Consider the following 23824-nt stretch of genomic DNA (forward strand, 5'->3'; position numbering starts at 1 on the left):
GTAGACTGAACTGAATTTTTGTCTGCTAATGAGGGATACGATGCTTAACAATAAACTAAAAGGATTCGCGGTTTTGACCTTCGCCTGTTTGGGCGTGACCGCTTGTGGTGGCTCCGATAACAACAAGGATGAGGACACCTCGAAGACCGATACTTATGTGCAATTCTACAATGCTTCAGTGGGGAGTACGGCTACTGCACTGAAGATTGGGGATAAAACCTATGAGAGCGTGAGCTACGCCGATGCGATGCCAAGATTTACCTCTACACCTGGCGTTAGTACGGTTGAAGTGATGGGCAAAGACGCGGCCAATAAGGATATTTCTCTCTACAAGGAAGATATAGATCTAAAAACGGCGACTGACCATTTCTTTGTCTTGCATGGGGATTTTGCCTCGCCATCGCTGCTGAATATCAATTACTCCCGTACTGAACTCGATAAGCAAAACGCCGAAGCGGACAAGAGTAAAATGCAATTATTGATCGCCCACACGGCGATGAATGTGCCTGCTTACGATGCTTATATTGCTAAAGCTGACCAAAGCATTGCCGATGCGGTAATGCTAGGCAGCGTCTCCTACGGTGAGGTCTCAGCGCCGCAGATTTTAGACACTGGGGATTACAAGGTTTACCTCGCGCCAGCGGGAACGACTAACGTGAGCTACACCACGGCAAGTATTAACTTTAAGACTAAGGTGCCCTATAAGTTGATTTTACGGGAAAGCTTTGGCGCTTCGGATGCCAAAATCAGCTTAGATAGCGTCGATTCGACCACCAATGTGCGTAACCATGTTGCCCTCGAAAGCAGTGTCGATTTTAGGGTATTCAATGGTTTGGCTGCACATAATGTCGATGTCAAAGTGGTGAGTAACAAGCAAGAAGCCCTGTTTAGCAATGTGGCCCCCTTTGGTGTTACTGCCTATCAAGGCGCCGAGTTTAATGACTTTGGGGTGAGCGTGTTTGACCATACTAGCCAAGCTAAATTGCTCGACAATGTGTTGATTACCCTCAACCAAGACGATATCAAAACCATCTTCATCTACGAGCAAACAACCGAAGAAGGTAGCCAAGTGAAGGCGATGGAGATGAAGCAAACGCAAACGCCGAGTCCCTACAGCTTTAAGTTTGATATCGTCAGTTTTGCCGACAAGAGTAACCTGACGCTGTACTTCTTAAAGGCGAACGACACCATTGAAACCGCAGCCTATAAGATCAGTGCGGTTAACCCTACGGCGCCGCAGTCGTTAGTGGTGCCAAAAGGTGAATATTCTATCAAGGTGATTGCGGTGGAAAATGGCACTAAGACAGTGGTTTATGCATCAGAGATGATGGATTTTAATAACGAAGATAATGTCACTATGGTGCTGAACAAGGACACTTCAACCAGCTTTGGCTATAACCTCGTTAAGCTTTAATCGCAAAATTGATTAGGCAATAAAAAAGCACTACCTTGGTAGTGCTTTTTCGTCTTAACCGTCTTTATTCCGACAGTTTTAGCTCTTGGCCTGGCTTAATAATGCTCTTGGCATTGAGCTGGTTCCACTTCATTAAATCCGCGAGCTTCACTTTGTTTTTGCGCGCGATTTTATCTAACGAGTCACCGGACTTTACCTTATAAGTGCTGGCTTTCGCGGCGGGCTTGTCAGCGGTTTTACTGCTGGTTTTAGCCTTAGCCGATTGAGACGTTGTTTGAGCTTTGCTCTGTTTTGGCGTCTCGGTCGAGGCGTTATCTTCGCTTGTCATCGGCGTTAACAGGGTCAGCTCTTGGCCGATTTTAATTCTATCGGAGCTGAGGTTGTTTGCTTGCTTTAACTCTTTGACTGAGATATCAAATTTCGCAGCAATTGTGCCTAGGCTATCGCCGGATTTCACAATATAACTTTGGCTGTCGTAACGTTTTTGTGCGTACAGTTTGTGCTGATTCTCTTGATACTGGCCAATGTTTTCAATCGGCAGGGCGATTTGGTATTTGCCCTTACTTGGGATCACGCTTTGGCGATAACCAGGGTTATAGGTTTTAAACTCCGCCTTAGTGAGTCCCGCAGCATTGGCAATTTGGCTGAGTTCAACGCCGTTAGGTGCAGGTAAACGCTCCAAAAATGGGCGGTTGGCAATCGGCATTACTTTGAGATTGTAATGGCTAGGTGCGCGGATAATTTGAATAAAGGCGAGCCATTTAGGCACGGTTTGCACTTGGCGAGCCGGAATATTCAGCGACCAGAAATCCGTGGGTTTGCCTTTAGCTTTGTTTCTATCGATAGCGGCTTTAATCACAAGCTCGCCACTGTTATAACCCGCAACGGCGTTGATCCAGTCGTTACCTAAGGTGTCGTGCAAGTGTTGTAAATAGTCGAGCACGGCATCGGTCGAGGCCAGCGCATCTTTGCGGCCATCGTAGGCTGAGTTGATGGTCAGGCCAAAATTACGTCCCGTGGCGGGGATCATTTGCCAGAGTCCAGCTGGACCATTTGCCTGAGCGAGCGGGTTATAACCACTCTCAACAATTGGTAGGAGTGCCAGTTCGAGCGGCATGTTGCGGGCTTCGAGTTGGCTGACAATATAGTATAAAAAAGGCTCGGCGCGCTGGGTCACCTGAGTCATAAACTTTTGCTTATCATCGAAAAAGTTACGCTGTTTGCGCACTTCGGCATCGTCATGCACATCAATGGTGCGGGCGTGTTGGATTTTCTCCCACACATCGGTATAGCGTTCGTAGACCACTTCCGCCTCAATATGCTGAGGTTGCGTTGTCTGTTCGCTAGTGCCTTGGGCTTCTGGCAAGGCTGCTGCGTATTCTGTAGGCGAAGTTTGCGCCGAAGTAGTTGCGCAGCCGCTTAGCTGAGCCGTCAACATGGCGACCACGAGCGCAGCTAATGCACTGGGTTGGCGAAAGGTTTTCCGCATGATTGTCCTGTAATCTGTGATGACTTGATGTTCCATGATTTGGCACATGCTAATCTGTTTTCGCATTTCTGAATAGCTTTGCTGGAAATTTGACCGCCTAGGTCAGATTTAGATTTAGTGCAAAATGGGCTAAGATAGTGGCGATTTTTCATCACAGTGGATTACAGAGTGCAGACGTTAGCGCAGTTAAAAGCAGGGCAATTACAAGGGATTACTCGTTTACAATTGGTTGAGGATTTAACTGAGTTTCCGCGGGAGATCTTTGAATTAGCCGATACGCTCGAGATCCTCGACTTATCCAATAATCGGCTCAGTTCACTGCCTGAAGATTTGTCTCGTTTAACCCATTTGAAGATTTTGTTTGCTTCCAATAACCGCTTTGAAGAGCTTCCCGAAGCGTTAGGCCAATGTCCGAAACTGGAGATGATAGGCTTTAAGGCGAATCAAATTCGTTCGGTACCTGAGACATCATTGCCCTTGCAGACCCGTTGGTTGATTTTAACCGATAACCAAATCTCAGCCCTGCCAGATAGTATGGGCGAATTGCATCGCCTACAAAAATTAGCCTTAGCGGGCAATCGGTTAACCTCGCTGCCAGCATCCATGGCCCAATGCCAAAACTTAGAGTTAGTACGTTTGTCGGCAAATGCTTTAGCCACACTGCCAAACTGGTTACTTAAGTTGCCAAAACTTACATGGCTTGCGTTTGCGGGCAATCCCTTTAGCCATACACTGGTCGATCCCCATGCCGACGTAGCCAGTGTGCCCAATGTGTCATTAGCGGACATCGCCCTCGGTGAGAAATTGGGTGAAGGCGCCTCTGGCATTATTTACCAAGGGCGTTGGTTAAACCCCGAAATGGTCGCCGCTACTGGGTGTGAGCAGATTGCCGTTAAGTTATTTAAGGGAGAGGTGACCAGTGACGGTTACCCTGCCGATGAATTGGATTGTTGTTTAACCACGGGTGAGCATCCTAATCTAATCAAAGTATTGGCGCATATTAGCCAACAGGATCAACTTGGATTAGTCATGGCGTTAATTCCAAAAGAATTTAGTAACTTAGGTTTACCGCCATCACTAGTCACCTGCACCCGAGATACCTTTAAGGTTGATACCGAATTTAGCCTTAAGGACATAGCCAAGATTGCCCAGCAGTTGGCCGACACCTTAGCGCATATGCATGGTCAGCAAATCAGCCATGGGGATGTGTATGCGCACAATATGATGATTAATCCGCAAATGGCGCTGTTATTTGGTGATTTTGGTGCCGCCTCAAACTTGGCAAAATTGTCGCAGTCAGAGCGTGATGCCATGCAGGCCATTGAGGTGCGGGCACTTGGTTGTTTGATTGACGACTTATTGCCCTTCGCTGGCGCCGACGAGTACGAAGCGATGCGAACTCAACTACGGCAGTTAAAAGATCTATGTATGCAGCCGGAGTTAATTAACCGCCCGCGCTTTAGTGATATCGCCAATACATTATGTACAGCACTAAGCTCACGCATTTAGCATGTAGCAAAACTCAAGGGGTGGTTCCATTGGTGAAAACCGATGCAGAGACATTAAAGCAAGGGCGATGGTCTCTCATCAGCAATGGAGAGCTGGCATTATGAGGTTGATTTCTAAAGTAGCAGTGCTTTGGCTGGGCCTTGTCCTGAGTCTCATCTTGAGTTTGAGTCTGCTGAACTCAGCGCCTGTTTTGGCGGGATTTTGGGATAACCTGTGGCTACAGGAGTTACCCGTCGACCAAACGACGCCACCTAAGGATGCGCAGCGTTTCGAGTTTACTGGGGCTTTACCCGCTCACACCCAGTTAGAGCTAGTAGGTTATTACACTTCCTCTGTTTGTACCCGTAAAGAAATCCGTTTCCCCAATGGTGATATCGCCAATCCATATCGCGCCACGCTGAATAAGAGTTCGGTATTGCGTCAATCGCTCGAGAGTACAGATAAGGCCAAGCCTTTCAGTTTCACGCTAGCGCTGCAAGGTGGTGGAGATTGTGACTGGCAGTTGGAGGATCTCGTCCTCGATCTTACCCTGTTGCCAAGCCATCCCGTATGGCAAAAGGTTAAGTCATTAAAAGACAAATACTTGCATACATCGCCATTATTAACATCGGGTCAACCGCCCGCTAAAGCTTCGCCCCATGATGGGTTTTATTTGAGCCAAGAGTTCACTATCGAGCCCGTGCCCGCAGGCAGTGAAGAGGATACTAATCTGGTTGCCGCTTTGCCGCTTGTCCTTAATCCCGTGTATTACCCTATGGTGATCTACAGTCCTAAGACTGACAGCCCCTTTGAGGTGAAGCTTAAGAGCAATTTGCAGTCGACCAGCCGTTTATGGTCGAGCACGGCGACGCAGCTAGTGCGTTTCGATAAAGAGGCCGTGCTGCGGGTGCAGTTTAACCCTGAGATATTGCCTGATTATCAAGTCAATGTGTGGCGTCAGACGGATCATATCTCGGTGCATTACCCCGATGGTACCGAATACCGTTATCCGCATGGCGATGTGCATCTCTATGCCTATGGTAAGCCTGAATCTATGCTCAATACCTTAAGTGCGAGCGCCAAGGCCGAAGATAAGCGTGTATTAGCGCAAATCTATTGGGCAGGTAATGCGCTGGCAGAGGATAGAGAAAAAGCACGTAAATTTTACCGAGAGGCGGCCGAGGGCGATGACTTGATTGCTATTCAATGGATACAATCACAAGCAGCCTATGCGGGCGACGTTGAGCAGAGCCGTTATTGGCTACAACGCGCGGCAAGGCTTGGGGATGTCGAGGCCAAACTGGAACTCATTCGTCAGCCGTTTGAGACCATACTGCAAGGCAAGCCGAATACTGCCGAGGCGAAAAGCGACCAAGTCAGCGCTTGGCAACTGTTAAATCAGTTGGTTAGCCAAGGTGTACCCGAGGCTATAAGTATGATGGCGCTGTACCAAGTATTGCCTTGGTCGCCCTACCATGATGCAGCAGCGGCATTAGCCAACTATCGTTTGAGTGTGCAGGCTAAGCCCGCTTTGGCCCATAGCGCCGCCAGTGATTACTATTATTGGCTAGAGGATTTTGAGCAAAGCCAGGCGTTTTGGGAGATTGCCGCCGAACGTGATCTCTATGTCGCCGCTGAGTATGCGGATATTCTGTTAAAACCCGCCACGCGTGATGCGCACAAAGCGCGTTTCTGGCTCGAGAAAGTGGTTTCGCATGGCGAAAAACAAGGCATGCAGCGGGACGTGTTGGGCCAGGCTTATTTTCAACTCGCGAGTCTACTCGATGCGGGTGACGGTGGCAGCGCAGAGCCGGAGCGCATCCTTACGCTCTATCAGCACAGTATTGAACTCGCTAAATCTTTTACGAATGATTACGAAGCTAAGGCCAAAGCAAGAGTACAAGCGCTTGAAAAGCTATGAAACTGATGCCTGTTTTACCGTTTGAACTTGGGGTAGTCTAGCCCTATCGAGCGGATGATTATCGAATTATGCCAGCGACTTATGCCAGAAATGGCCGCTAACACGAGCAGTGAAGACTGCTTTGTTAGCGGAAGTACTATCCTAGGAGCCCGTTATGTCCGAATTACCCCATGATTACACGCATATTTATCTTGAGGAGCCCGGCGCACCAGAGGTGATGCAGTTGACGCGCTCACCCTTACCTGTGCCGAGTGCTGGCCAAGTCTTAATTCGTAACCGCGCCGCCGGTGTAAATGGTCCCGATATCAAGCAAAGGATGGGAGTATATCCGCCACCACCTGGAGCCTCATCGATTATAGGACTGGAAGTCGCTGGGGAGATCTGCGCCTTAGGCGAAGGCGTCACTCAATGGCAACTGGAGGATAAGGTTTGCGCCTTAGTGCCCGGCGGTGGTTATGGCGAGTATACCTTGACCTATGCCGCCCATTGTTTACCTATTCCCAAAGGCTTTTCTGATGTGCAAGCAGCGGCGCTGCCCGAGACCTTTTTTACTGTGTGGGGCAACTTATTTATGCGTGCTGGACTCAAGGCGGGTGAAACCGTGTTGATCCACGGCGGCTCGGGGGGCATTGGCAGCACAGCTATTTCCCTTGCCAAGCATCTCGGTGCGATAGTGATTGCGACCACAGGGCAGGATGAAAAACGCGACTATTGCTCGGGATTAGGTGCCCATCTGGTGGTGAACTACAACACTCAGAATTTTGTTGAAGAAGTCATGGCCTTTACCCAGGGTAAAGGCGTCAATGTAGTGTTTGATATTGCGGGTGGTGACTTTATCAACTTGAATCTTCAGGCATTATCGCTAGATGGCCGCATGGTGTCTGTGTCGACTCAACGTAGTGCCAAGGCCGAGGTGAACATTCTCCAGCTGATGGCCAAACGTATCGTGTGGACGGGCTCGACCTTAAGACCTCAGACCGTTGAGGCAAAAGCCGAAATCGCCAAGCAATTAGGTGAGTATGTTTGGCCTTTGCTCGATAGCCAGCAAATCGTACCGCATATCTGTGCCACCTTTCCTCTGGCCGAAGCCTCTAAGGCCCATGCGCTTATGCAGTCGGGAGAACATAGAGGCAAAGTGGTATTAACCTTGTGACCCCACTGTGCTACATATCTGTAAACGCGCTCGCCTCAATCCTTTGACGGAGGCGGGCGTAGAATTAAAACTTGCTGTGATGTTTTTTTAGACTAAAGTCGTTAATGACAAAATTTTTTAGGGACTTTGGCCGAAATTAATGCGTAATAAGTGAAAATTTCATGATATGAGGCATTGATTATCGGAAATATTCTGTAAAAATACCCAGTTGAAAACGTCAGAGACTTTCCGGCGCTATTCGTGGATCAAAGCAAGCGACGCTTCGCTTATTCAGACTAAAAAACTCATAGTGTATGTGTTGATTTAAGGGTATTGGCATATATGTATAACACAGCAAAGAAACAGGTTTGGTATGGTGAGCTGAGAACATCGAAGGGCAACGCGATTGTCGTCCATGACAACCAGCTGCCAGAGGCTTCCCCTGGACGAATCTACCTCTACAATACCGAGCGTGATGCCATTGTTGAGTATGTAGAAGACATCGTAAAAGTGAACCTACACGACTTAGATGATGCTGCGTTAAAAGCTGCAGAGACTAAGTTTAGCGGCGCATGGAAAGCAGCTCGAGCTCAATTTATGGGTAAACATCAAGCCCGTATTGATCTGAACAATGTTAAGGATTCAGGCCCTGTCCGTAAGGCTAAGGCTGAGGTTGAACCAGAAATCGAAACCGATGCCATTGGCGCCGATTTTGATGAAGATTGGGGCGATGATTTCGATGATTAACACTGAGTTTGCCTAGGCAAATTTGGTCAGGGTAAGGAATAAACCACTTTATTCCTTACCAGCTTTTCCTTTTTACATCCTACAGATTTATTTCCTACATACTCATTTTTAGCCTTCAAGATCAAATTGATAGCGGCTAATATGATGGTAAATTTCCCCCGGTAATAACCAGGCATTGTCACCCAATTGCGGTTGATTAGGCGAGTCAGGTAGCTTTTGTGGCTCGATACACACACCCTGATATTGGTTCAAGCTTTGCTGGTTTCTCCCCAAGGTTCCCGCTAAAAAGTTGGCGCAGTAGAGCTGTACGCCGGGTTGATTGGTAAACACTGTCATGGCGCGGCCACTGACGGGGCTAGATAAGCAGCCAAAACGGCGTAGCGAACCATCGGGATTGTCCATCAAATAACAATGATCATAACCTTGGGTCGTTGCCAAGGTCGGATCTTGGAGTTTGTCCCCAAGAGTAACGCCCTGAGTTAAATCGAAAATACTGTTTTTGACCTCGGCAATTCCCGTAGGCACGCCCACCTCATTCATGGTGAGGTAGCGTGTCGCATCGATTTGCATTCTATGTTGATGATTGTTCGGCAGACCATCGAGGTTGAAATAGGAATGCTGCGTCAGACTGACGGGGCAGGGCTTGTCCACCGAGGCGAGGATTTCCACATAGAGATTATTGGCGGCGAGGCGATAGTCTAACTGGACAGTACAATTACCGGGGAAGCCCATGTCACCATCGGGGCTGACTAACGACAAACGCACCCCGTCGGGAAGTTGGCCTAAGTGCCAGTTTTTTCGATTGAACCCTTCGCGACCGCCATGCAAGCAGTTACTGGCCTGATTGATATCCAGTTGATGCTCTTGTCCTTGATATTGCATCTTGCCCATCGCAATGCGATTGGCAAAACGTCCAGCAATGGCACCAAGGTGGGCGTTTTGGGTTAAGTAATCCTCGGCACTGTCGCAGCCAAGCACGATATTGGTACGCTCTCCCTGTCTATCGGGCGTCCAGAGCGAGCGAATAATGCCACCTAAACTGAGCACTTCTAAGGCGATGATGCCATTGTCTATCCGCACACGCTCAATTTCACCGCCGCGGGGATCGGTCCAAGGATCTAATACACTGAAACGTACCATTAGGCTTCCCTCTAATGTGATTTAACCTTTTGATTTTGCCTCGTAAAAACAACAAATACCATAGGAACTAAAATTGAATTCGTATGGTATTTGTCTGGAAGAATGGATTGAGCGTGATGGACGAACTAACTGTCGATACGCCCCGCGCCGGCACTCGCCGAGCAGAGATATACAGTGGCATCGATTCCGGTCTGCTCATAAAACGCATTTTCAACCGCCGAGACCACGGCATCGGTGAGCTCATGGTCCACTAAGGCGACGACACAACCGTCGGTCATGCGAATGCCGCCACGCTCCCCAATCACTTGACTGACGATGTCCACTAAAGTGTCAAACTCAGGCAGAGTTACCTCAAAGTCATCCCGCAAGGATTGATGGGACTGTGCCATTAACAAACTGAATTTAGAAAGATTATTTTGCTCTAGCGCCCGGGCTGCACTCTGTGTGCGCTTGTTTTCGGTGACAACGTGTTTGGCACGGCGATACAGGGTGTCATCCAATTGTCCTTTAGCACTTTCGAGTTGACGCTGATCGAGGTGACGTAGGGCATCGAGGCCAAAGTAGTCGGCGGCCTTAGCGCATTCTTCGCGGCGCTGCTGGCTAATTGCAGCTAAACGTTGCTTCTCGATATGGGCATCGATAATGATAAGGCTGAGGTTTTCTGGTATCGCTATAGGCTCGCTATCCAGATCCAGACAATCGATGAGCAAGGCATGGTCAGGTTCGCCCATAGCGCAGACCATATGATCCATAATGCTGCAAGCCGATGAGACATATCGATATTCACCACGCTGCGCGAGTTGTGCAACCGCCATGGGAGATAAATGCAGTTGGCTACTGTCGCTGATGGCGGTGCCAAAGGCGACGACTAAGGCGCCGGAGGAAGACAGACCCGCCGCCAGTGGTACATCGCCCACTACGGCTAAATCTAAGCCTTTGGCAATAAGTCCTGTATTGGCCATGGCCACAGTCAGGCCCTTTAAATAATTGACCCAGCCATCTTCGGGATTGATTTCGGTGTCTTTGCCGAAGCTCCATTCCTTTATTTGTCCCGGAAAGGCATCGGCAACGGCGCGAAACTTATTATCGTCTCGGCGTTTAACCGCAATTACCGTATGAAAATTGATCGCGGCGGGCAATACGAAGCCGTCGTTGTAATCCGTATATTCACCGATCAAATTCACCCGACCTGGGGCTTGGTATAAATCATCGGCTTTAGTGCCAAAGGTTTGGACAAATAATTTAGTGGCGCGCTGCGCAGGGTTCGACATGCTGAGAAGACTTCCAAAAAGCTAGGCTAAATGCGTTCTTGTCTTCGATTTATATCACGACTAACTCGGCGTTGTAACTGAGATTTTGTAGGGCATAGCCGATAGTCTTGTCAGAGAAAATCGATACTGCAAAATGCAGCCAAGCCTTGGAAGAGATGATTTATATCAATCTATTGATTTTTATCAGTTTATAGATTGGTGATGGTTTAGCTATGTTGACTCAGGGGATCCCTTTCCTGAGTCAACATCAGACTAAATAAGATGAGTTTTATTCATGGGTAAAATTAGTCATTACTGAACTAAACATGAATTAATTCAGCCGTTTTAGGCTATGACAGAATCCTGTTTCTTATTGTCTTCATGGGGTTCTGTATTGGCCTTAGTTTCAGAGTCGGGTAACAGCTCATGAATCACATGGTCGACAAAACCCGCTCCCGCCGCTTCGTACAAGTTATACACACTGTGTACGCCTGAGCTTCTAAGTGACGCTGCATCATCGCCGTATTGCACAATCGCACTGAGTTTACCTTGATAGTTCAGCTTCTTGAGCTGCTCTACGGCGAAGAGATTCCCCGCATGGTGCGGCATAGCCAACAGCACTAGTTCAAGATTGGGTGCTCTATCGAGCTTTTCCCAGAAGTCGGTATCCGAAGCGTCTCCTTGAACCACATTACGGCCATTGGTGCGGTGTAAATCGACCAGTTCCTGTTTGTGTTCAATCCCTAGGATTTCACCGTCGAAACGCGCGCGTAGCTCATCGTAGGCACCGCTACCAATGCGGCCCATACCTAAAATCAAGAAGCGTGGATTACCAATGGCAATCGGTCTGTCTTCAGGGTGCAGTGGTGGTTTCTCAAGCCTTATCAGACGTTGTTGGAATCGTTGATAAATATTGCCCACTGTGGCGTTGAGTGGCGCCGCAAACAAGAAGCTGAAACTTAAGGCTACGGCAATAATTACCAGCCATTGTGGGGGCAGCCAACCTTTGCTGGTGGCAACGGCGGCCACGATAAGGCCGAACTCAGAGAAGTTACCTAAGTTGAATGAGGCCAGCATCGAGGTGCGTGAACGCAGCTTAAATCGCGTCAGAAGGTAGACGAACAACAGGATTTTTAACGGCACTAACAGTACTAACAAGGCCGCGAGTACCACATCGGATATCGTAGGTAAACCATTGAGACCAATGGTTAAGAAGAAGGCGACAAGGAAGAGTTCTTTAAAGTAAAACAATGATTTAGCTAACTCTGAGGCCTTTTTATGCCCCGCGAGTAAAATGCCGATGATAAGTGCGCCAAGATCCGGTTTAAGCCCTACAGACTCAAACAACCAAGCGCCGACAACCAGCGCCATCACTAATCCGAATAATACTAAGAGTTCGCCGTGACCAACACGGTCGAAGGCTTTGTAAATCAGTGGTTTTACCAGAGGTAATAGCAATAACGCCAGTGCCCAAACCGATGGAACTGCGCCCTTAGATATGGTTAAAAACACCACGGCAAAAATATCCTGCATAATCAGGATACCGATGGCGACACGGCCATAGAGTGATTGCACGTCGCCTTTATCTTCCAATACCTTAATCGCGAATACTGTACTGGAGAAGCTGAGTGCAAAGGCGATCAACGACAGCTGTGCCACGCTTAATCCATCGAGTTGGCTTAGGCCAATAAAGCCGAGGATTTTGAGGATAGGAATAAACAGCACCATGGAGAGCACTAAATGTATGCTCGACCCTGCCCAGACTTCAGCCTTAAACAGGCTACGGATATCCAGTTTAAGACCAATGGCAAAGAGTAATAAGGTGACCCCAAGGTTAGCGAGTTCTTGCAGCAGGGGCAGGCTTTCTTTCTCAATACCAAGAACAAAGAGTACAAAGCCTGCCACTAAGTAGCCGATAAGGGGAGGCAGCCCTATGCGGCTAACCAGCATGCCGCAGATAAGTGTAATGATGAGAATAGCCGGTTCCATAATGCTCCAATCAAAAAAGTCCACGTTAAACAGGGATTGTATAAGAAATCGATGACAGCGTGATAAAAAAGCGGACTTTTAGTGAAAAAAGTCCGCTTTTTATTGGTTTTACGCTAAAACGGCGCAGTGAAAATTTGGCCTTTTAGCCGAGATTATTTCACTAAGTGATCTAAATGGGCGGCAAATTCCTTCGGTCCCATAAAGCCTGTTACCCTTAAATCTTCCCTTTGCTCACCTTGCTCGTTAAACATCAGCAGCGTAGGCAGACCAAGCACGTTGTATTTCTCCAGCAGTGCCACATCCACGGCATCGCTCTTCGTCACGTCGGCCTGTAATAACACTATCTTATTCATCCGGACTAAGACCTCGGCGTCCTTAAAGGTGATGGCCTCAAACTCTTTACAGGCCACACACCAATCGGCGTAGAGATCCAGCATCACGGGCTTACCCGCTGCAGTGGCTGCGGCGAGTTCGCGGTCTAAATCTTCAATGGATTTAATCCGTTTAAAGCCGTGTTCCTCTTCCGTTGTCGCTACGCCACCCATTGGCGCATGGGTAAAGCCAAAGTGACTCATCACCGCTTGGAAACCATAGGAGAAGCTGGCCAGCAGGGTTAAGGTCAGCAGCACTGAGCGCACGGTTTGTTTCCAATTGAAGGCGCTGAGTTTGTTTTGGTGCATTAAGTAGCCGGTGAAGCTAATGCCCCAGAGTGACCAAAGCACATCGGAAACCACGCCCGTCCAAATGCGGCCAAGCATCACAATCGATACCGCAATCAGTAGGAAACCAAACACGGTTTTAATGATGTTCATCCAAGCGCCTGCGCGTGGCAGTAACTTACCACCCGAGGTACCAATGATAAGTAGCGGCACACCCATACCCATACTAAGCACGTAGAGCGCGAGGAAACCTTGCAATAAATCGCCAGTCTGCGCCACATAGACTAAGGCGCCAGAGAGCGGGGCCGTTGTACAAGGTGAGGCCACTAATCCTGAGATCACCCCCATCAAAAATACGCCAACTAAGTTGCCGCCCTTTTGACTGTTTGAAATCGAGTTCATCTTCTCCTGCCAGCTAGAAGGCAGTTTGAGATCGTACAAGCCAAACATGGACAAACTAAGCACGAAGAACAGGATTGCTAAAAAGACCAGCACTGCAGGATGTTGAAGCGCCGCTTGGTATTTCATCCCCGCAGAGGCAACCACTAACCCTAAAATCGAGTAGGTGATCGCCATACCTTGCACATAAGCCATCGACAGGGTGAAGGCCTTAGCGGTTGAGAGTTTTTGCCCTTGGCCGACAATAATGCCCGATAGGATCGGATACATAGGGAAGACGCAAGGCGTGAGCGCCAGACCAATCCCTAGGCCGAAGAAGATCACTAAGGTCCAGAGCAAACTGTCGTTAGACAGCATCTGGCTGAGAGTATCTTGCTGAGTAATTGGTTGGCTTGAAGTGCTACCTGGTTGCTTGTCACTCGACTCAGCAGCAGGCTCGCTATTCTCGCTGCTGCCTGCGCTAGCCGCGATTTGTCCATCATTGGTGGCGACGGCTTTTAGGGTCACATCGCGTTTGGTTGGTGGATAGCAGAGCTTACCTTCGGCGCAGCCCATAAAGTTCACACTTAAGGTGGCGTTGTCATCGGCGTATTTCAGGCCAACGGGAACATCGATATAGGTGTAGTAAACCTCTTGCTCACCGAAATATTCGTCGTTATGGGGTTTGCCCCTTGGCAGGTCGATGGTGCCAAGCTCGGCGCCATTGACGCTAAATTTCAGCTTATCCCGATACATGTAGTAGCCGTCGGCAATCACCCAATTGAGGGTGACCTTATTACCTTCTTGCTTAAAATCGAAGACAAAGGCTTGATCGACGGGCATTAACTCCGGTTCGCTTTTTAGAAAACCAAAGCTATTGGCGAAGGCGTTGCCACTTAGGGAGAGAGGCGTAAGGAACAGTAACGCGGTGAAAATAAGGCTAAGTAGTTTTTTCATGGCTGAGTGTTATCTTTTATCCAATCTAAGTAGGCTGGTAGCCCGTGAGTCACGGGTACGGCAATAATTTCAGGCACTTGATAAGGGTGGAGTTTAAGCACAAGCTGTTCTAACTCGGCATAGTGGCTTTGTAAACATTTAATGTGTAAGCTAATTTCTTGCTCCTCACAGATTTTTCCTTCCCATGCATAAATGGAGCGAATAGGCGCCGAAATATGCACGCAAGCGGCGATGCGCGCTTCCACTAAGGCGCGAGCGATGCGCTTTGCCTGAACTTCATCAGGGCAGCTAGTGCTGACCACGAGATACTGAGCTTGCATGGTGTGAGGTATCGTCCCATAACAATCTTAAACTTCGCTTAAGCCTATTAGGCTAAGCTACTTTACGTGTTTTTATGGTCTCATACATTAAGCTGGTAACAAAACAGTGAGCTAAATATCAGAAGTTTCGCTCCTTTATAGACAGCTCCTGCCGAATGACTTGAATTAAGACCGGATAGCCCCCATTTAGTTTTCAAATAAGCGAGATAAATCTGAGGTCGGTATGTTTTTAATCCTGTTTTTATTATTTGTGCTGATCCCAGTTGTTGAACTGTCGGTGTTGATCCGCGTTGGCGAAGTGCTTGGCACTTGGACGACTATCGGTCTGGTGTTATTTACGGCGGTAGTCGGTGTGTCTCTCGTGCGTAGCCAAGGGCTGAGTACACTGATGCAAGTGCAGCAAAAACTCGCTCGAGGTGAGGCTCCCGGGCAGGAAATTGTTGAAGGCATGATGTTAGCCATGGCGGGCGTATTGCTGGTTATTCCTGGCTTTGTTACTGATTTTATTGGCCTATTATTGCTCACACCCTTAACTCGTCGTCCGATTGCCGCCTTAGTGTTTAAGCGTATGCAGCTGCGAGTGGTTTCAGGCTTACAGGGTGGGATGCACGGTGGTTTTGGAGCCGGCCCATTTGGCCCACATTCAGGGGCGCAGTCGAACCCATTTGGGCAGCATCCCTTTGAGCAAGATAAGCATTCCGATGGCAATGTGTACGAAGGCGATTTTGAGCATAAGGCAGACCCAAGCGATAAACGTCCCGAGAGCCATCAACTCTCGGACAAAGACTTTGATTCTAAAGAGCATGAGCCAAAAGATACTCAGTCTAAAGATCCCAAGCCTTAGCCATTTATCCTGACAGATTAAGCTGTTACTCAGCCTCATTTTGCCAGCTCCCACAGATGTTAATCTCTGGGAGCTTGTTTTTTATTTGGGTTTTGTCGCAATAGTCTGCGGTTGATCACCTCTGTGCCCTTTGCTTCGATTTAGGGGCGTACTATAGTAAACCTCGAACATCTTATTCATGGAGGTTGAATATGCACCTAACTAAGTTAAAGCTGATTTCGGGATTGCTGTCTGTCCTAACTTGTTCACTGATTACCTATAGCGCGGTCGCTGGACCTTTAGATCCAAATTGTGACCCTGAAAAAGTCGCTAAAAATGCGGCGGTCAAGGCGACCGTTGGTGTGAGTGGCCGTTGTACTCCGGAAAAAGCCGCCGAGCGCAAGGTGGATGATGCTAAGGACGCTGTTGGGGATGCCAAGGATAAAGTCACCGATAAGGTCGATGATATCAAACCCGACGACAAGCTATCCGACAAAGCTGCCGACGCACTTAAGCACGAAGAGCATCATAAAAAAGAGGGTGTCGATGCGAAGAAAGTCGTTAAAAAGGTCGTCAATTAACGCCTGATTCGATAGCCATCCAGTCAACCACGCCTAGATTTTGTCGATAACTAAGATGAAATTTAGGCGTTTTTGTATCCGTATTTCGGCGTACAAAAGGGAAAAGAAAAGGCCAATCGACGAGTCGGAACTACATCGATTGGCCACGCCGGGAAGCGTTTAGGGGGAGGGCGGGCTAGTGGTTTTCGCTCGCCACTGCATTCGGTTTAATGTTAAAGGCTAGGCTGTACATCACTGGTAACACGATAAGCGTCAGCAATGAGGCAAAACCTAAACCAAAGATGATAGTGATGGCCATTGAGCCGAAAAAGGCGTCGGGGATCAGAGGTATCATCCCGAGCATAGTTGTGATCGCCGCCATCATCACGGGGCGAACGCGGCTAATACAGGAATCGACTAGGGCAAGATAGGCGCCTTTCCCTTCACTGAGTTCGAGGTTGATCTGATCCACTAACACAATGCCGTTTTTAATCACCATGCCCGACAAACTTAGCAGGCCGAGCAGTGCCATAAAGCTGAAGGGCGCGTCGAAAATCAGCAATCCTGCCGATACCCCAATCAAGGCCAGTGGCACGGTAAACCAAATCACTAAGGGCTGACGCACAGAGTTAAATAGAAACACAGTGATTAAAAACATTGCCAAATAACCCAGAGGGATTGAGCTAAATACCGCGGTTTGTGCTTCGCCAGCGGTCTCATACTCGCCGCCCCACTCTAAGTGGTAGCCCGCAGGCAAACTGATGGCTTCGACCTTATCTTTTACTTTACGTAGCACAGAGTCGGCGGTCTCATCGCTGCCAAGCTTAGGATCTGCTAGTACCGCTAACATCCGCATTCTATCGCGGCGTTTTACTAATGGATTCTCCCATTGGGTTTCAAACTGACTGACCACTTGGGTGGCAGGCACAAAAGTGCTGTGCTCGCTACTCCAGATTTGCAGTTTCCATAGGCTGTCCGCCTGTAAACGCTCTTCGGCGGGTGCACGCGCAACTATTGGCAGTAAATGGCTGGTTTCGCGGTAAAGGCCAATCTGTTTACCGGTAAAGTTAATTAGCAGCGCATTATCCAGATCTTGCTTACTGATCCCCGTCTCCCTTGCTTGGGCGTTTTCCAATTGTGGTCGGATCAAGGGCACTTGATTGCGCCAGTCATGGCGAATACCGTCCATCGTTGGCTCCGCATGGAAGATAGCTTCGGCCTGCGCACCTAGTGCACGCAGCACTTCAGGGTCATCGCCGTAGAAGCGCGCCTCTATCTTAGCGGCCGGAGAAGGGCCGTTTTCCATATTCTTGAATCTATATTGCGTCTGTGGGAATCGTTGATTTAACAAGGTTTCCAACTCCGGCATATAAGCTTTTAAGGACGCTAAATCTTCCATTTCGATAATCAGCTGCGCATAGGCTGGATAACCCTTTTCTGGTTGATATGGCAAGATAAAACGCTGCGCACCTTGACCGATAACTGAGGTTAAGTGTTTTAAGCCGCTGTGTTGTTCCTCGGCTTGCTTGAGTAACAGTTTTTCAATATCGGCGGTGAAACGCTCGGTACCTTTAATATCTGTGCCTTCAGGCATCCAAATATCGACAAAGAAGATTGGCGTATTCGATGCGGGGAAGAACACATTTTTGATATGACCAAAGCCTATCACTGCACTAACGAGCATGACGCCGACCAATAGAATGCTGGCGATCCTAAAACGCAGGGCAAAGGTCAAACTCACGCGGTATAGGTTAAAGAACCAGCCCTTGTAGGGGTCCTGCTCTTCCACATCTGCTGGTGCATCTTTAAACAGCAAATGGCAGAAGAAGGGCGTGAGGGTGATTGCGGTAATCCAACTGATAAATAAGGAAATCATCAACACTTGGAACAGTGAGCGACAAAATTCACCGGCGGCATTTTGTGATAAACCAATCGGCGCAAAGGCGATAATCGCGATCACTGTGGCGCCAAGTAGCGGCCACTGGGTTTGCGACACAATTTGTTTTGCAGCTTCGAGGCGAGTCTTACCCCGGCGCAGGCCAATCAGAATGCCTTCAGTCACCACAATGGCGTTATCGACCAGCATACCGAGTGCGATGATCAGGGCTCCGAGGGAGATCAGTTGCAGCTCAATGCCCAGTACTTTCATCACGATAAAAGTGCCGAGAATGGTCAGCAGCAGAATTAATCCCATCAGTAAGCCTGAGCGGAGGCCCATAAACAGCAATAGCACGGCAATAACGATGGCAATCGATTCTAATAGGTTGATTAAAAAGCCATTAACTGTATCGTCTACCGCCAGACTCTGGTTATAAACCGTGTCTAGGTTCATCCCAATCGGGCGCTGTGATTCTAGCTCGGCAAGGCGCTGGCTAACGCTTTTACCCACTTCAACCACGTTAACACCGCTTGAGAAGGAAATCCCCAGTGATAAAGCCGTCTCGCCACGGTTGTGATAGAGCACACTCGGGGTCTCGTCGTAATCTTTCTCTATATTGGCAATATCCCCTAAATAGATGAGTTCGGTGCTACCCGGTGGGCTGACAATCAGACGCGCCAGATCCTGCATACTGCTAAATTCACCCGTGGGGTGGATACGAATGCGATTATCGCCAACGACTAAACTCCCAGCGTTTGACACCACGTTTTGGTTGTTGATAAGACCGTAGATATAGCTTTGATCTAGCCCCAGTGCCGAGAGTTTTTGTTGCGATATTTCAATCACCACTTGCTCGGTTACACTGCCCGCGACTGAGACTTTTTTCACCCCAGGCACTAGCACTAATTCGCGGCGTAAATAATCGGCATAGTTGCTTAATTCGCGGTTGCTATAATCCGGGCCAGAAAGGTTAAACAAAATCCCATAGACGTCGCCAAAGTCGTCATAGACCTTGGGTGGGGTGCTGCCGGGGGGTAATTGTCCTGAGGTGTCGTTCACCTTACGGCGCACTTCATCCCACACCTGTGGCAGGCTGGTTTTGTCGTAGGTTTCTTTAATCTCAATTTGGATCTGCGACAGGCCAGCACTGTTGATGGAGGTCACGTGCTTAACCGCATCGAGTTGCTGCAGGGCATCTTCGAGGGGAAGGGTGACTTCCTCTTCCACTTGCTCGGGTGACGCGCCTGGATAAGCGGTGATCACTAGGGCTTCTTTAATGGTAAATTCGGGAAACTCTAATTGCCCAAGACCCGTAAAACTGACGCCGCCACCCACGAGTAGCAGCAACACAAACATCCAGCTGATGACTTTGTGGCGGATAGAATACTCAGCAATATTCATGAATTAGACTCCGCGTTGCCAGCGTAATGGCTTCACTTTCATCCCATCGGATAATTGGGATACCCCCGCGCTGACAATCAAGTCGCCCTTGTTGATCCCGCCTAATACCTCGATGCCTTGGGTGGTGACTCGACCTAAGGTCACTGCTGTGGGTTTAACTTCACCGGATTGTGCTTGATAGACCCACACTTGTACTCGGCCATCTTGGTCGCGTTTATCGATGGCGGTAACGGGCACTATGGCAGATGCGGTTTGGTCTGGGGTTTTAACTAAGGCGAGGGTTAACTCGGCGCTCATCCCTGGAAGTAGTTGAATATCTTTAGGTTGAGGTAAAGAAAACACCACTTCATAGGCTTGAGTGCCAGGTGTTACTTGGGTCGAGTATTCCTTGTATTTTGCGTCAAATTCCATTCCTGCTAGTGCGCTAAATCGCACCTTAGCTGTAAAGTTTTGCTGCTGAATATAGTTATTTAAGCTCGCGGCCATCGCCTCGGGGACTTGAATACTCACATCGAGCAAACTGTTGTTTTGCAACGTCAAAATCCCTTGGTTGGCCTGTACGATTTGGTGGTTATCCACTAAACGTTTCGCAACTGTGCCGCTAAAGGGGGCGATGAGTTTGGTATAACTTAATTGGTCACGGGCGGCGGCCAAGGCCGCTTTGGCCGATTTAAGCTGTGCTTGGGCACTATCAAACTCGGCTTGGGAGATTAACTTGCGCTTGAGGAGTTCGGTTTTACGCTGAAAATCCGCTGCCAAGAGTTCATGCTCGGCTTCGCGGGTCATTAAATTGTTATAGGCATCCCTATCGTCGAGTTTAGCCAATAGGCTGCCTTGGCGGATCTGTTGGCCTTCGATTAGGGCCAAATCGGTCAACTCCCCTGAAATCCTAAAGGACAATTCGGCGCGACTATTCGCACTGACACGAGCCGGAAATGTCCTGAAATCTCCGCCTTCGAGCTGCACTACCTCAAAGAGTTTGACGGGACGAATGACAGTTGCCTGTACCGAGCTTTCCGCGGGTGTGCAGGCAGTCAGTAGCGCGGGCAACAACGCCGCCAAGGGGAGCAGTCGATATGGTTTCATGGTAGGGGAGTCCTCGATAACAATTTATCAGCATTTTAGGGACGCGAAGATAACAGTTAAATTTGTTGCAATAAACGGGATACTTTGGGATTATGAATCCCACATAATGAGATTGAAATTAAGTTAAAAATGAAGACAGAGGACTTAGCGTTATTTCACCGCATAGCCGAAACCGGCAGTTTGATCGAAGCTGCTGATTTGCTTAACTTACCTAAATCGACTGTGAGCCGCCGTTTGCAGGCATTGGAAGATGAGCTGAATATCAAGCTATTCCACCGCCAGAGTCGTTCGATGACGCTCACCTCGGCGGGCAGCCATTTTTATCAACGCTCGTTAAATATCTTGGCGCAGCTTGATGAAACCCTGTTCGAGATGACCAATGATGATGCCGAAATCAGCGGCCACTTACGGATCCAGATGTTCCCCATTCACAGTATGAATGTACTGATGCGGGCGATTTTCCGTTTTATGGATCTGCACCCTAAGTTGACGGTGGAGGTGATCAACAGTGCTGAATCCGTCGATATGGTGAAGAATAACCTCGACGTAGCATTTGTGGTCGAGCCCGCGCTAGATACCTTAGATTTAGTGGTGCGGCCTATCTTCACCACAGATCTGCGCTTTTATGCCAGCCCCGAATACCTAGCTAAGCATGGTACGCCAAGGACGCCCCAAGAGATTGAGTCCCACAATGTATCCTTGTTTAGACTATCAAATGGCAAAATTTTCAATGAGTTATGGATAGGTGACGAACAAGAAGTTAGAGTAAGAGGTAATTTTTGCTCTAACAGTGTGCAGGTAGCGGTGGAGTTTGCCTTGCAAGGGCGTGGGATTGTCTACGCTCCAACCGAAGAGGTGGCCGAATATGTGACGTCAGGGCAGTTAGTTACCCTGTTACCTGAGATTGATTCACATCCAGGTGAATGTTATTTAGCTTATCCATCAAGACGTTATGTGAGTCTTGCCTGCCGACGCTTTATCGACTTTATCGTACAAGAGTTGGCACCCAATGGCATACCGACGAATATGAGTGCCGAAGGCACCTCATCTCGCCGTTGTAAACCCTCGGAAGAGCCATTCCCGCCCAATGATGTTCGCTTTTGTCAGAAAAACTCCGACTAATTCAGAGGTGTTGCCATGGCAGAATTGCAGCGCATACCAATTATGTGGCGCACTCGCGCCATGGCGTGCAAAGGGCACGGCAGGATGGGCGTCATTTTTGCCTGGGACAAATGTGTTATTTCTTAACTACAGCGAATTGTGCTTGAGTCTTTCGCGATAAACGCTTTTAACCTTAATCGGTTAGATAGCATCGGCGGTCGTGACTTTGGCGGGTTCGCAAATGCGCTGGGCTAGATAATAACAGGCAATCCCCATCAGCAGGTTGGTGATGGGGAGTGCGAGCAACAAGCCTTTAACTCCATCGATATAAGACCCTAGCGCCGCCAGTGGCAGCATCAGCAGCACTAGACGGCACAGGTTAATCACCAATGAGCTCATGGGTCTGTGGTACGCATTGAGCGCCGTGGCAAAAATAATCACTATGCCGAGTGGGCCATAGGCGCAGGGTAAGACCAGAATATAAAAACTCAGCCACTCTAACACCTGCGGATCGGTACTAAACAAATGAGCGAAGGGCTGGGCAAAAAATGTCAGTGGAATATAGAGTAAGGTCTGGAATATAAAGATAAATTTAAGTGATAACAGCAAAGCCTGTTTAGCCCTTTGAGTTTGCCCTGCGCCAAGGTTTTGCGCGATAAAAGGCATTAGGCTCGAGGACAAGGCCATTACCACAATCAAGAGGACGGATTCTAAGCGCGTACCCGCACCAAAGGCGGCCACGGCGCTATGGTCGATATGCGCCAGCATCGCCATAATAACCGCATTGGCGAGCGGATTGATTAAATTCATCAAGGCCGCAGGCTGGGCGATATGGGCGAGTTTACTCCAGTTCGCGCGCATTCTATCGATATCAAATGCGGCTCGCTCAAGCATTCGACGCTTAATAATCAACAAATAAGCCGAGAGCGACAGTGCGACCAGCCAAGAGAAGAGCGTTGCAATGGCTGCGCCTTGGATCTCAAGACGAGGAAAAGGCCCAATGCCGAAGATCAATAAGGGATCGAGGATTAAGTTAATGATCGCCGCCAGCGTCATAATCATTGCGGGTGAGCGGGTGTCCCCGGTTGAGCGCAGGCCTTGGTTGCCAACCATCAGTAATACCAACAGTGGCGCGCCCACATACCAGTACATCATATAGTCATGAATGAGCGGCAGGCTGGTGTCATTGGCACCGAGCAAGCTAAAGAGTGGCTCGATAAAAATGCTGCCAAGGGCGGATAAGCTGGCGATCAGGATAAAGGTCAGCAGCAGTGCATCGTGTAAAAATACTTTCGCCCTTGGGGCATTTCCCGAGCCAATCAACCTGCCAAGGTTAGTCGATACTCCGGCACCAATGCCTATGGCAATGCTGGATATAATCAAAGTAACAGGGAAGGTAAAACTGATCGCCGCTAAGGCTTCAGTCCCTAACTGACTGATAAAAAAAGTGTCAGCGAGGCTAAAACCCAGAATGGTCATAATGCCAATCAAGTTAGGGAGGCTCATGTTGAGCAGTACACGACCAATTGGCGCGCTAAGCAGCCCGTGTCTGTCTTTCATGGAGGAAATAGTGCCTTGTTTGCGAGCGGAGGCCGAATTCTAGCAGGATTGTGCCCGCTTGAAAAAACCGACATCAAAAATTTGAATTTTTTTTTGTAAAGACACTTGGATCTGGCAGGAGGGAACCCCATATCACAGACATCAAAGGGGAAGGCGGAAATGCCTCCTCTTTTTCATCACAAAATCGCCTCGATTGTTGGGCATTAAATCATTAGGAGAGTTCATAGATGAATATTCGTCCATTACATGACCGCGTAATCGTTAAGCGTTTAGAAGTTGAATCAACTTCTGCGGGTGGCATTGTGTTAACTGGCAGCGCCGCCGAAAAATCGACTCGCGGGGAAGTCCTTGCAGTAGGTAATGGCCGTATTTTAGAAAACGGCACTGTAAGACCTCTGGATGTTAAAGTGGGTGATGTAGTGATCTTCAATGAAGGTTACGGTGTTAAGAAAGAAAAAATCGACGGTCAAGAAGTCTTGATCCTGTCAGAAGCTGACCTGATGGCCATCGTAGGTTAATCCACGACATCA

General features: G+C 48.6%; 18 protein-coding genes. 9 read left to right on the forward strand and 9 right to left on the reverse strand.

The features are described 5' to 3' along the window. Positions 1 to 40 precede the first annotated feature (40 nt). Positions 41 to 1414 (forward strand): DUF4397 domain-containing protein, encoded by a 1374-nt coding sequence (locus ACK5NH_RS00005; protein ID WP_416917259.1) that lies wholly within the window; start codon positions 41 to 43, stop codon positions 1412 to 1414. Between the two features lie 64 nt (positions 1415 to 1478). Here ACK5NH_RS00005 and ACK5NH_RS00010 read toward each other — a convergent pair whose 3' ends face one another. Then, positions 1479 to 2903 (reverse strand): LysM peptidoglycan-binding domain-containing protein, encoded by a 1425-nt coding sequence (locus ACK5NH_RS00010; protein WP_416917260.1) that lies wholly within the window; start codon positions 2901 to 2903, stop codon positions 1479 to 1481. A gap of 168 nt (positions 2904 to 3071) precedes the next feature. On the opposite strand from ACK5NH_RS00010, the gene ACK5NH_RS00015 reads away from it, so the two are divergent. The 4 genes from ACK5NH_RS00015 (at position 3072) to ACK5NH_RS00030 (ending at position 8191) form a co-directional block, all read left to right on the forward strand. Beyond that, positions 3072 to 4412, forward strand: coding sequence for a leucine-rich repeat-containing protein kinase family protein (locus tag ACK5NH_RS00015; RefSeq protein ID WP_416917261.1), 1341 nt, complete (start codon positions 3072 to 3074; stop codon positions 4410 to 4412). A 100-nt stretch (positions 4413 to 4512) separates the two neighbouring features. Further along, entirely contained in the window at positions 4513 to 6312 is a 1800-nt protein-coding gene (locus ACK5NH_RS00020; protein ID WP_416917262.1) for a sel1 repeat family protein, read from the forward strand. A gap of 154 nt (positions 6313 to 6466) precedes the next feature. After that, entirely contained in the window at positions 6467 to 7465 is a 999-nt protein-coding gene (locus ACK5NH_RS00025) for an NAD(P)H-quinone oxidoreductase (RefSeq protein WP_416917263.1), read from the forward strand. A 321-nt stretch (positions 7466 to 7786) separates the two neighbouring features. After that, positions 7787 to 8191 (forward strand): hypothetical protein, encoded by a 405-nt coding sequence (locus tag ACK5NH_RS00030; RefSeq protein WP_416917264.1) that lies wholly within the window; start codon positions 7787 to 7789, stop codon positions 8189 to 8191. A gap of 108 nt (positions 8192 to 8299) precedes the next feature. Here the strand turns inward: ACK5NH_RS00030 and ACK5NH_RS00035 are convergent, their stop codons facing one another. The 5 genes from ACK5NH_RS00035 to cutA all read right to left on the reverse strand — a co-directional run bounded on the left by ACK5NH_RS00035 (position 8300) and on the right by cutA (position 14884). Then, positions 8300 to 9331: an aldose epimerase family protein gene (locus ACK5NH_RS00035; protein WP_416917265.1), complete on the reverse strand. Its 1032-nt coding sequence runs from the start codon at positions 9329 to 9331 to the stop codon at positions 8300 to 8302. Positions 9332 to 9456: 125 nt separating this feature from the next. Then, complete coding sequence (gene galK, locus ACK5NH_RS00040) at positions 9457 to 10602, reverse strand: galactokinase (protein ID WP_416917266.1); 1146 nt, start codon at positions 10600 to 10602, stop codon at positions 9457 to 9459. A gap of 324 nt (positions 10603 to 10926) precedes the next feature. After that, a complete protein-coding gene (locus tag ACK5NH_RS00045; RefSeq protein WP_416917267.1) occupies positions 10927 to 12570 on the reverse strand; it encodes a cation:proton antiporter in 1644 nt (547 codons plus the stop codon). A gap of 152 nt (positions 12571 to 12722) precedes the next feature. After that, complete coding sequence (locus ACK5NH_RS00050; RefSeq protein WP_416917268.1) at positions 12723 to 14564, reverse strand: protein-disulfide reductase DsbD; 1842 nt, start codon at positions 14562 to 14564, stop codon at positions 12723 to 12725. Beyond that, positions 14561 to 14884 (reverse strand): divalent-cation tolerance protein CutA, encoded by a 324-nt coding sequence (gene cutA / locus ACK5NH_RS00055; RefSeq protein WP_416917269.1) that lies wholly within the window; start codon positions 14882 to 14884, stop codon positions 14561 to 14563. Before cutA ends, ACK5NH_RS00050 begins: the two co-directional genes overlap by 4 nt. A gap of 223 nt (positions 14885 to 15107) precedes the next feature. Between cutA and ACK5NH_RS00060 the strand changes: the two genes are divergently transcribed. Then, the gene (locus tag ACK5NH_RS00060; RefSeq protein ID WP_416917270.1) at positions 15108 to 15728 is read left to right on the forward strand and encodes an FxsA family protein; all 621 of its coding nucleotides are present in this window, start codon (positions 15108 to 15110) and stop codon (positions 15726 to 15728) included. Positions 15729 to 15919: 191 nt separating this feature from the next. Continuing rightward, a complete protein-coding gene (locus ACK5NH_RS00065) occupies positions 15920 to 16288 on the forward strand; it encodes a hypothetical protein (RefSeq protein ID WP_416917271.1) in 369 nt (122 codons plus the stop codon). A 175-nt stretch (positions 16289 to 16463) separates the two neighbouring features. On the opposite strand, the gene ACK5NH_RS00070 is transcribed toward ACK5NH_RS00065, so the two are convergent. Both ACK5NH_RS00070 and ACK5NH_RS00075 read right to left on the reverse strand, forming a co-directional pair. Further along, entirely contained in the window at positions 16464 to 19547 is a 3084-nt protein-coding gene (locus ACK5NH_RS00070; RefSeq protein WP_416917272.1) for an efflux RND transporter permease subunit, read from the reverse strand. Between the two features lie 3 nt (positions 19548 to 19550). Then, positions 19551 to 20633: an efflux RND transporter periplasmic adaptor subunit gene (locus ACK5NH_RS00075; protein ID WP_416917273.1), complete on the reverse strand. Its 1083-nt coding sequence runs from the start codon at positions 20631 to 20633 to the stop codon at positions 19551 to 19553. 129 nt (positions 20634 to 20762) lie between these two features. Here ACK5NH_RS00075 and ACK5NH_RS00080 point away from each other — a divergent pair, with 129 nt between their 5' ends. Next, entirely contained in the window at positions 20763 to 21755 is a 993-nt protein-coding gene (locus ACK5NH_RS00080; RefSeq protein ID WP_416917274.1) for a LysR family transcriptional regulator, read from the forward strand. Positions 21756 to 21935: 180 nt separating this feature from the next. Here ACK5NH_RS00080 and ACK5NH_RS00085 read toward each other — a convergent pair whose 3' ends face one another. After that, positions 21936 to 23294 carry an MATE family efflux transporter gene (locus tag ACK5NH_RS00085; protein WP_416917275.1) on the reverse strand — a complete coding sequence of 453 codons (1359 nt, stop codon included), beginning with the start codon at positions 23292 to 23294 and terminating at the stop codon, positions 21936 to 21938. A 227-nt stretch (positions 23295 to 23521) separates the two neighbouring features. Between ACK5NH_RS00085 and ACK5NH_RS00090 the strand changes: the two genes are divergently transcribed. Further along, positions 23522 to 23812, forward strand: coding sequence for a co-chaperone GroES (locus ACK5NH_RS00090; protein WP_011071021.1), 291 nt, complete (start codon positions 23522 to 23524; stop codon positions 23810 to 23812). Positions 23813 to 23824: the final 12 nt, after the last annotated feature.

The sequence above is a fragment of the Shewanella sp. genome, from assembly GCF_047975355.1.
Lineage (GTDB): Bacteria > Pseudomonadota > Gammaproteobacteria > Enterobacterales > Shewanellaceae > Shewanella.